General features: G+C 54.4%; 8 protein-coding genes. All 8 read left to right on the top strand.

All coding sequences use genetic code 11. The features are described from left to right. A partial coding sequence (gene murE / locus BEA93_RS11455; protein ID WP_105263358.1) for a UDP-N-acetylmuramoyl-L-alanyl-D-glutamate--2,6-diaminopimelate ligase occupies positions 1-1,148 on the top strand: 1,148 nt, incomplete at its 5' end. Further along, positions 1,145-2,503, top strand: a complete 1,359-nt coding sequence (gene murF, locus BEA93_RS11450) for a UDP-N-acetylmuramoyl-tripeptide--D-alanyl-D-alanine ligase (protein ID WP_001517742.1) — start codon at positions 1,145-1,147, stop codon at positions 2,501-2,503. The genes murE and murF, both read left to right, overlap by 4 nt. Further along, positions 2,497-3,579: a phospho-N-acetylmuramoyl-pentapeptide-transferase gene (mraY, locus tag BEA93_RS11445; RefSeq protein WP_000964135.1), complete on the top strand. Its 1,083-nt coding sequence runs from the start codon at positions 2,497-2,499 to the stop codon at positions 3,577-3,579. Before murF ends, mraY begins: the two co-directional genes overlap by 7 nt. A 2-nt stretch (positions 3,580-3,581) precedes the next feature. Beyond that, entirely contained in the window at positions 3,582-4,898 is a 1,317-nt protein-coding gene (gene murD, locus BEA93_RS11440; RefSeq protein ID WP_000796427.1) for a UDP-N-acetylmuramoyl-L-alanine--D-glutamate ligase, read from the top strand. Beyond that, on the top strand, positions 4,898-6,142 hold the full coding sequence (gene ftsW, locus BEA93_RS11435; RefSeq protein WP_001517743.1) for a cell division protein FtsW: 1,245 nt from the start codon (positions 4,898-4,900) through the stop codon (positions 6,140-6,142). Before murD ends, ftsW begins: the two co-directional genes overlap by 1 nt. Beyond that, the gene (gene murG / locus BEA93_RS11430) at positions 6,139-7,206 is read left to right on the top strand and encodes an undecaprenyldiphospho-muramoylpentapeptide beta-N-acetylglucosaminyltransferase (RefSeq protein ID WP_105224679.1); all 1,068 of its coding nucleotides are present in this window, start codon (positions 6,139-6,141) and stop codon (positions 7,204-7,206) included. Before ftsW ends, murG begins: the two co-directional genes overlap by 4 nt. A 53-nt stretch (positions 7,207-7,259) precedes the next feature. Further along, on the top strand, positions 7,260-8,735 hold the full coding sequence (murC, locus tag BEA93_RS11425) for a UDP-N-acetylmuramate--L-alanine ligase (RefSeq protein ID WP_001096039.1): 1,476 nt from the start codon (positions 7,260-7,262) through the stop codon (positions 8,733-8,735). Then, the gene (gene ddlB, locus BEA93_RS11420) at positions 8,728-9,648 is read left to right on the top strand and encodes a D-alanine--D-alanine ligase (RefSeq protein ID WP_000130029.1); all 921 of its coding nucleotides are present in this window, start codon (positions 8,728-8,730) and stop codon (positions 9,646-9,648) included. Before murC ends, ddlB begins: the two co-directional genes overlap by 8 nt. The last annotated feature ends 1 nt before the right edge of the window (position 9,649 follow it).

Below are 9,649 nucleotides of genomic sequence, written 5' to 3'. Positions count from 1 at the left end.
TAACGGGCACCAACGGCAAAACCACAACGACTCAGCTTCTGGCGCAATGGAGCCAACTGCTTGGTGAAACCAGCGCGGTAATGGGCACTGTTGGTAATGGCCTGCTGGGTAAAGTGATCCCGACGGAAAATACCACCGGTTCGGCAGTCGACGTTCAGCATGAGCTGGCGGGGCTGGTGGATCAGGGCGCGACTTTTTGCGCAATGGAAGTTTCCTCACACGGGCTGGTACAGCACCGTGTGGCGGCATTGAAATTTGCGGCGTCGGTCTTTACTAACTTAAGTCGCGATCACCTTGATTATCATGGTGATATGGAACACTACGAAGCGGCGAAATGGTTGCTTTACTCCGAACATCATTGCGGTCAGGCGATTGTCAACGCTGATGACGAAGTAGGCCGCCGCTGGCTGGCAAAATTGCCGGACGCGGTTGCCGTGTCGATGGAAGAAAATATCAATCCGAACTGTCATGGCCGCTGGTTGAAAGCGACTGGCGTGAACTATCACGACAGCGGTGCGACCATTCGCTTCACCTCAAGCTGGGGCGATGGGGAAATAGAAAGCCGCCTGATGGGCGCATTCAACGTTAGTAACCTGCTGCTGGCGCTGGCGACGCTGCTGGCGCTCGGTTACCCATTAGCTGACCTGCTGAAAACCGCCGCGCGTCTGCAACCGGTTTGCGGACGTATGGAAGTGTTCACTGCGCCAGGCAAACCGACGGTTGTTGTGGATTATGCTCACACTCCGGATGCGCTGGAAAAAGCCTTGCAGGCTGCGCGCCTGCACTGTGCGGGTAAGCTGTGGTGCGTCTTCGGCTGTGGCGGCGATCGCGATAAAGGCAAGCGCCCACTGATGGGGGCAATTGCTGAAGAGTTTGCCGACGTGGCGGTGGTAACGGATGACAACCCGCGTACTGAAGAGCCGCGTGCCATCATCAACGATATTCTGGCGGGGATGTTAGACGCCGGACATGCCAAAGTGATGGAAGGGCGCGCCGAAGCGGTAACGTGCGCCGTTATGCAGGCGAAAGAAAATGATGTCGTGTTGGTCGCGGGTAAAGGCCATGAAGATTACCAGATTGTCGGTAATCAGCGTCTGGACTACTCCGATCGCGTCACGGTGGCGCGTTTGCTGGGGGTAATCGCATGATTAGTGTAACCCTTAGCCAACTGGCGAATATTCTCAACGGCGAACTGAAAGGGGCTGATATCACCCTTGACGCCGTAACCACCGATACCCGTAAATTGACGCCTGGCTGTCTGTTCGTCGCCCTGAAAGGCGAACGTTTCGATGCCCATGATTTTGCCGACCAGGCGAAAGCTGGAGGGGCGGGCGCGCTGCTGGTTAGCCGTCCGCTGGATATCGACCTGCCACAGTTAATCGTTAACGATACGCGTCTGGCATTTGGTGAACTGGCAGCATGGGTTCGTCAGCAAGTTCCTGCTCGTGTGGTTGCCCTGACCGGTTCCTCCGGTAAAACCTCCGTGAAAGAGATGACCGCGGCGATTTTAAGTCAGTGTGGCAACACGCTTTATACGGCTGGCAATCTCAACAACGACATCGGCGTGCCAATGACGCTGCTGCGTTTAACGCCGGAATACGATTACGCGGTCATTGAGCTTGGCGCTAACCATCAGGGCGAAATTGCCTGGACTGTTAGCCTGACCCGTCCGGAAGCCGCACTGGTCAACAATCTGGCGGCTGCGCATCTGGAAGGTTTCGGCTCGCTTGCGGGTGTCGCGAAAGCGAAAGGCGAAATCTTTACCGGCCTGCCAGAAAACGGTATCGCTATCATGAATGCCGATAACAACGACTGGCTGAACTGGCAGAGTGTGATTGGCTCACGCAAAGTGTGGCGTTTTTCGCCAAATGCCGCCAACAGCGATTTTACCGCTACCAATATCCATGTGACTTCACATGGTACTGAATTTACGCTGCAAACCCCAACAGGTAGCGTCGATGTTCTGCTGCCGCTGCCGGGGCGTCACAATATCGCAAATGCGTTGGCTGCCGCGGCGCTCTCCATGTCCGTGGGTGCAACGCTTGATGCCATCAAAACGGGACTGGCAAATCTGCAAGCTGTTCCTGGTCGTCTGTTCCCCATTCAACTGGCGGAAAACCAGTTGCTGCTCGACGACTCCTACAACGCCAATGTTGGCTCAATGACCGCCGCAGTTCAGGTACTGGCTGAAATGCCGGGTTATCGCGTGCTGGTGGTTGGTGATATGGCCGAGCTGGGTGCTGAAAGTGATGCCTGTCATGTCCAGGTGGGGGAAGCGGCGAAGGCGGCTGGTATTGACCGCGTGTTAAGCGTGGGCAAGCAAAGCCATGCTATCAGCACCGCCAGCGGTGCTGGCGAACATTTTGCTGATAAATCCGCGTTGATTACGCGTCTTAAATCACTGATTGCAGAGCAACAGGTGATTACGATTTTAGTTAAGGGTTCACGTAGTGCTGCCATGGAAGAGGTAGTACGCGCTTTACAGGAGAATGGGACATGTTAGTTTGGCTGGCCGAACATTTGGTCAAATATTATTCCGGCTTTAACGTCTTTTCCTATCTGACGTTTCGCGCCATCGTCAGCCTGCTGACTGCGCTGTTCATCTCATTGTGGATGGGCCCGCGCATGATTGCTCATTTGCAAAAACTCTCCTTCGGGCAGGTTGTTCGTAACGATGGCCCTGAATCACACTTCAGTAAGCGCGGCACGCCGACCATGGGTGGGATCATGATCCTGACTGCGATTGTCGTCTCCGTGATCTTGTGGGCTTATCCCTCCAACCCGTATGTCTGGTGCGTACTGGTGGTGCTGGTCGGTTACGGCATTATTGGTTTTGTTGATGACTATCGCAAAGTCGTGCGCAAAGACACCAAAGGTTTGATCGCGCGCTGGAAGTATTTCTGGATGTCGGTGATTGCGTTGGGCGTTGCTTTCGCACTTTATCTTGCAGGAAAAGACACGCCAGCAACGCAACTGGTGGTGCCGTTCTTTAAAGATGTGATGCCGCAGTTAGGCTTGTTTTATATCCTGCTGGCGTATTTTGTGATTGTCGGTACGGGCAACGCGGTAAACCTGACCGATGGCCTCGACGGTCTGGCCATTATGCCGACCGTCTTTGTCGCAGGTGGTTTTGCACTGGTGGCCTGGGCTACCGGCAACATGAACTTTGCCAGCTACTTACATATACCGTATCTGCGACACGCCGGGGAGCTGGTTATCGTCTGCACCGCGATAGTCGGGGCAGGGCTGGGCTTCCTGTGGTTTAACACCTATCCCGCGCAGGTCTTTATGGGCGACGTTGGTTCGCTGGCGTTAGGTGGCGCGTTGGGCATTATCGCTGTGCTGCTGCGTCAGGAATTCCTGCTGGTGATTATGGGGGGCGTGTTTGTTGTCGAAACCCTGTCGGTTATTTTGCAGGTCGGCTCCTTTAAACTGCGCGGGCAACGTATTTTCCGCATGGCGCCGATCCATCACCACTATGAACTTAAAGGCTGGCCGGAACCGCGTGTCATCGTGCGTTTCTGGATTATTTCGCTGATGCTGGTCCTGATTGGTCTGGCAACGCTGAAGGTGCGTTAATCATGGCTGATTACCTGGGTAAAAATGTCGTCATTATCGGCCTGGGCCTCACCGGGCTTTCCTGCGTAGACTTTTTCCTTGCTCGCGGCGTGACGCCGCGCGTTATGGATACGCGTATGACACCGCCTGGCCTGGATAAATTACCCGAAACGGTAGAACGTCATACTGGCGGTCTTAATGATGAATGGCTGATGGCGGCAGATCTTATTGTCGCCAGCCCCGGCATTGCGCTGGCGCATCCATCCTTAAGCGCCGCTGCCGATGCCGGAATCGAAATCGTTGGTGATATCGAACTGTTCTGCCGCGAAGCGCAAGCGCCGATTGTGGCGATCACGGGTTCTAACGGCAAAAGTACGGTCACCACCTTAGTGGGCGAAATGGCGAAAGCAGCAGGTGTTAACGTTGGCGTCGGTGGCAACATTGGTCTGCCAGCGTTGATGTTACTCGATGATGAGTGCGAACTGTACGTGTTGGAACTGTCGAGCTTCCAACTGGAAACAACCTCCAGTTTACAGGCGGTGGCAGCGACCATTCTGAACGTAACTGAAGATCATATGGATCGTTATCCGTTTGGTTTGCAACAGTATCGTGCGGCAAAACTGCGCATTTACGAAAATGCGAAAGTTTGCGTGGTTAATGCCGATGATGCCTTAACGATGCCGATCCGCGGTGCGGATGAACGTTGCGTCAGCTTTGGCGTCAACATGGGTGACTATCACCTGAATCATCAGCAGGGCGAAACCTGGCTGCGGGTGAAAGGTGAGAAAGTGTTGAACGTGAAAGAGATGAAACTTTCAGGGCAACATAACTACACCAATGCGCTGGCGGCACTGGCGCTGGCGGATGCCGCAGGGTTACCGCGAGCCAGCAGCCTGACAGCGCTAACGACTTTTACCGGTCTGCCGCATCGCTTTGAAGTGGTGCTTGAGCACAATGGCGTACGCTGGATTAACGACTCGAAAGCTACCAACGTCGGCAGTACGGAAGCCGCGCTAAACGGCTTGCATGTTGACGGTACGCTGCACTTGTTGTTAGGCGGCGATGGCAAATCGGCGGATTTTAGTCCGCTGGCGCGCTATCTGAATGGCGATAACGTTCGTCTGTATTGCTTCGGTCGCGACGGTGCGCAGTTAGCGGCTTTACGCCCGGAAGTGGCTGAACAAACCGAAACCATGGAGCAGGCGATGCGTCTATTGGCTCCGCGCGTGCGACCGGGAGATATGGTTCTGCTCTCTCCGGCCTGTGCCAGCCTCGATCAGTTCAAGAACTTTGAACAACGGGGCAATGAATTTGCTCGTCTGGCGAAGGAGTTTGGTTGATGCGTTTATCTTTCCCTCGCCTGAAAATGCCGCGTCTGCCGGGATTCAGTATCCTGGTCTGGATCTCCACGGCGCTGAAGGGCTGGGTGATGGGCTCGCGGGAAAAAGATACCGACAGCCTGATCATGTACGATCGTACCTTGCTGTGGCTGACCTTCGGCCTCGCGGCGATTGGCTTTATCATGGTGACCTCGGCGTCAATGCCCATCGGGCAACGCTTAACCAACGATCCGTTCTTCTTCGCGAAGCGTGATGGTGTTTACCTGATCCTGGCGTTCATTCTGGCGATCATTACGCTGCGCCTGCCGATGGAGTTCTGGCAGCGCTACAGCGCCACAATGCTGCTCGGGTCAATCATCTTGCTGATGATCGTGCTGGTGGTGGGTAGCTCAGTTAAAGGGGCATCGCGTTGGATCGATCTCGGCCTGCTGCGTATTCAGCCTGCGGAACTGACTAAGCTGTCGCTGTTTTGCTATATCGCCAACTATCTGGTGCGCAAAGGTGACGAAGTGCGTAATAACTTGCGCGGCTTCCTGAAACCGATGGGGGTGATTCTGGTACTGGCAGTGTTGCTGCTGGCGCAGCCTGACCTCGGTACGGTGGTGGTGTTGTTTGTGACCACGCTGGCGATGCTGTTCCTGGCGGGGGCGAAATTATGGCAATTCATTGCCATTATCGGCATGGGGATTTCAGCGGTTGTGTTGCTGATCCTCGCTGAACCATACCGTATTCGCCGCGTTACCGCGTTCTGGAACCCGTGGGAAGACCCGTTCGGCAGCGGCTATCAGTTGACGCAATCATTGATGGCGTTTGGTCGTGGCGAATTGTGGGGGCAAGGTTTAGGTAACTCGGTACAAAAACTGGAGTATCTGCCGGAAGCGCATACTGACTTTATTTTCGCCATTATCGGAGAAGAACTGGGGTATATCGGTGTGGTGCTGGCGCTTTTAATGGTATTCTTCGTCGCTTTTCGTGCGATGTCGATTGGCCGTAAAGCGTTAGAAATTGACCACCGCTTTTCTGGTTTTCTCGCCTGTTCAATTGGCATCTGGTTTAGTTTCCAGGCGCTGGTTAACGTAGGCGCGGCGGCGGGGATGCTACCGACCAAAGGTTTGACATTGCCGCTGATCAGTTACGGTGGTTCGAGTTTACTGATTATGTCGACAGCCATCATGATGCTGTTGCGTATTGATTATGAAACGCGTCTGGAGAAAGCGCAGGCGTTTGCACGAGGTTCACGATGAGTGGTCAAGGGAAGCGATTAATGGTGATGGCTGGCGGTACTGGCGGACATGTGTTCCCCGGGCTGGCGGTTGCGCACCATTTAATGGCCCAGGGGTGGCAAGTTCGCTGGCTGGGTACTGCCGATCGTATGGAAGCGGACTTAGTGCCGAAGCACGGTATTGAGATCGACTTTATTCGTATCTCCGGCCTGCGTGGTAAGGGGATCAAAGCATTACTCGTGGCTCCGCTGCGTATCTTTAACGCCTGGCGGCAGGCGCGGGCAATTATGAAAGCTTACAAGCCTGATGTGGTGCTCGGGATGGGCGGCTACGTTTCCGGGCCAGGTGGTCTGGCAGCATGGTCGTTAGGCATTCCGGTTGTACTTCACGAACAAAACGGCATTGCAGGCTTGACCAATAAATGGCTGGCGAAAATTGCCACCAAAGTGATGCAGGCGTTTCCAGGCGCTTTCCCCAATGCGGAAGTGGTTGGTAACCCGGTGCGTACCGATGTGCTGGCGCTGCCGTTACCGCAGCAACGTTTGGCCGGGCGTGAAGGCCCGATTCGTGTGTTGGTGGTGGGTGGTTCGCAGGGCGCGCGTATTCTTAACCAGACAATGCCTCAGGTCGCAGCAAAGCTGGGCGATACGGTAACTATCTGGCATCAGAGTGGCAAAGGTTCGCAACAATCTGTTGAACAGGCTTATGCCGAAGCGGGGCAACCGCAGCATAAAGTGACAGAATTTATTGATGATATGGCGGCGGCCTATGCATGGGCGGATGTCGTTGTTTGCCGCTCCGGCGCGTTGACGGTGAGTGAAATCGCCGCGGCGGGGCTACCGGCATTGTTTGTGCCGTTTCAGCATAAAGACCGCCAGCAATACTGGAATGCGCTGCCGCTGGAGAAAGCGGGCGCAGCCAAAATTATCGAGCAACCGCAACTTACTGTGGACGCTGTCGCCAACACCCTGGCCGGGTGGTCGCGAGAAACCTTATTAACCATGGCAGAACGCGCCCGTGCTGCATCCATTCCGGATGCCACCGAGCGAGTGGCAAATGAAGTGAGCCGGGCTGCCCGGGCGTAATTGTGGCGATGCCTTTTGCATCGCATGAATTTGAGAAGTTAATGGCGTAAAGAATGAATACACAACAATTGGCAAAACTGCGTTCCATCGTGCCCGAAATGCGTCGCGTTCGGCACATACACTTTGTCGGCATCGGTGGTGCCGGTATGGGCGGTATTGCCGAAGTTCTGGCCAATGAAGGGTATCAGATCAGTGGTTCCGATTTAGCGCCAAATCCGGTCACGCAGCAGTTAATGAATCTGGGGGCGACGATTTACTTCAACCATCGCCCGGAAAACGTGCGTGACGCCAGCGTGGTCGTTGTTTCCAGCGCGATTTCTGCTGACAACCCAGAGATTGTTGCTGCCCATGAAGCGCGTATTCCGGTTATTCGTCGTGCGGAAATGCTGGCTGAGTTAATGCGTTTTCGTCATGGCATCGCCATTGCCGGGACACACGGTAAAACCACCACCACCGCGATGGTTTCCAGCATCTACGCAGAAGCGGGCCTCGACCCGACCTTCGTTAACGGTGGGCTGGTAAAAGCGGCGGGTGTTCATGCACGTTTAGGTCACGGGCGTTACCTGATTGCCGAAGCGGATGAGAGCGACGCATCGTTCCTGCATCTGCAACCGATGGTGGCGATTGTCACCAATATCGAAGCCGATCACATGGATACCTACCAGGGTGACTTCGAGAATTTAAAACAGACTTTTATTAATTTTCTGCACAACCTGCCGTTTTACGGACGTGCGGTGATGTGTGTTGACGACCCGGTGATCCGTGAGTTGTTACCGCGCGTTGGCCGTCAGATTACCACTTATGGTTTCAGTGAAGATGCTGACGTTCGTGTGGAAGATTATCAGCAGATTGGCCCGCAGGGGCACTTTACGTTGCTGCGCCAGGACAAAGAGCCGATGCGCGTTACTCTGAATGCGCCAGGCCGTCATAATGCGCTGAACGCTGCCGCTGCGGTTGCGGTCGCCACGGAAGAGGGGATTGACGACGACGCTATTCTGCGTGCGCTGGAGAGCTTCCAGGGAACCGGTCGTCGCTTTGATTTCCTCGGTGAGTTTCCGCTGGAGCCGGTCAACGGTAAAAGCGGTACAGCAATGCTGGTCGATGACTACGGCCACCATCCGACAGAAGTGGATGCCACGATTAAAGCGGCGCGTGCTGGCTGGCCGGATAAAAACCTGGTGATGCTGTTTCAGCCGCACCGTTTCACCCGCACTCGTGATCTGTATGACGATTTTGCCAATGTCCTGACCCAGGTCGATACCTTATTGATGCTGGACGTTTATCCGGCTGGCGAAGCACCGATTCCGGGAGCGGACAGCCGTTCGTTGTGTCGTACAATTCGTGGACGTGGGAAAATTGATCCCATTCTGGTGCCTGATCCGGCGCAGGTAGCCGAGATGTTAGCACCGGTATTAACTGGTAACGACCTGATTCTTGTGCAGGGGGCGGGTAATATCGGAAAAATTGCTCGTTCTTTAGCTGAAATCAAACTGAAGCCGCAAACTCCGGAGGAAGAGCAACATGACTGATAAAATCGCGGTCCTGTTGGGCGGGAACTCCGCAGAGAGAGAAGTTTCTTTGAATTCTGGTGCTGCAGTGTTAGCCGGGCTGCGTGAAGGCAGTATCAACGCGCATCCTGTCGATCCGAAAGAAGTCGACGTGACGCAACTGAAGGCGATGGGCTTTCAGAAAGTATTTATCGCTCTGCACGGGCGCGGCGGTGAAGACGGCACATTGCAGGGCATGCTCGAGCTGATGGGGCTACCTTATACCGGCAGCGGGGTGATGGCATCTGCGCTTTCAATGGATAAACTACGCAGCAAATTGCTGTGGCAGGGAGCAGGTTTACCGGTAGCGCCGTGGGTGGCATTAACCCGCGCAGAATTTGAAAAAGGCCTTAGTGATAAGCAGTTAGCAGAAATTTCTGCCTTAGGTTTGCCGCTTATTGTCAAGCCGAGTCGCGAAGGTTCCAGCGTTGGAATGTCAAAAGTAGTAGCAGAAAATGCTCTACAAGATGCATTAAGATTGGCATTTCAGCACGATGAAGAAGTATTGATTGAAAAATGGCTAAGTGGGCCGGAGTTCACGGTTGCGATACTCGGTGAAGAAATTTTACCGTCAATACGTATTCAACCCGCCGGAACCTTCTATGATTATGAGGCAAAGTATCTCTCTGATGAGACACAGTATTTCTGCCCCGCTGGTCTGGAAGCGTCACAAGAGGCCAATTTGCAGGCATTAGTGCTGAAAGCATGGACGACTTTAGGCTGCAAAGGATGGGGGCGTATTGACGTCATGCTGGACAGTGATGGACAGTTTTATCTGCTGGAAGCCAATACCTCACCGGGTATGACCAGCCATAGTCTGGTGCCGATGGCGGCGCGTCAGGCGGGGTTAAGCTTCTCGCAGTTGGTAGTACGAATTCTGGAACTGGCGGACTAAT

The organism is Escherichia sp. MOD1-EC5950 (assembly GCF_002965345.1).
Taxonomy (GTDB): domain Bacteria; phylum Pseudomonadota; class Gammaproteobacteria; order Enterobacterales; family Enterobacteriaceae; genus Escherichia; species Escherichia marmotae.
The sequence above is the reverse complement of the archived record's forward strand: the minus strand, read 5'-3'. Positions and strand labels throughout refer to the sequence as shown.

Bases quoted from the DNA above. Each gene is read 5' to 3' on its own strand.
- murF (WP_001517742.1), top strand. From the start codon at position 1,145: ATGATTAGTGTAACCCTTAGCCAACTGGCGAATATTCTCAACGGCGAA.
- mraY (WP_000964135.1), top strand. From the start codon at position 2,497: ATGTTAGTTTGGCTGGCCGAACATTTGGTCAAATATTATTCCGGCTTT.
- murD (WP_000796427.1), top strand. From the start codon at position 3,582: ATGGCTGATTACCTGGGTAAAAATGTCGTCATTATCGGCCTGGGCCTC.
- ftsW (WP_001517743.1), top strand. From the start codon at position 4,898: ATGCGTTTATCTTTCCCTCGCCTGAAAATGCCGCGTCTGCCGGGATTC.
- murG (WP_105224679.1), top strand. From the start codon at position 6,139: ATGAGTGGTCAAGGGAAGCGATTAATGGTGATGGCTGGCGGTACTGGC.
- murC (WP_001096039.1), top strand. From the start codon at position 7,260: ATGAATACACAACAATTGGCAAAACTGCGTTCCATCGTGCCCGAAATG.
- ddlB (WP_000130029.1), top strand. From the start codon at position 8,728: ATGACTGATAAAATCGCGGTCCTGTTGGGCGGGAACTCCGCAGAGAGA.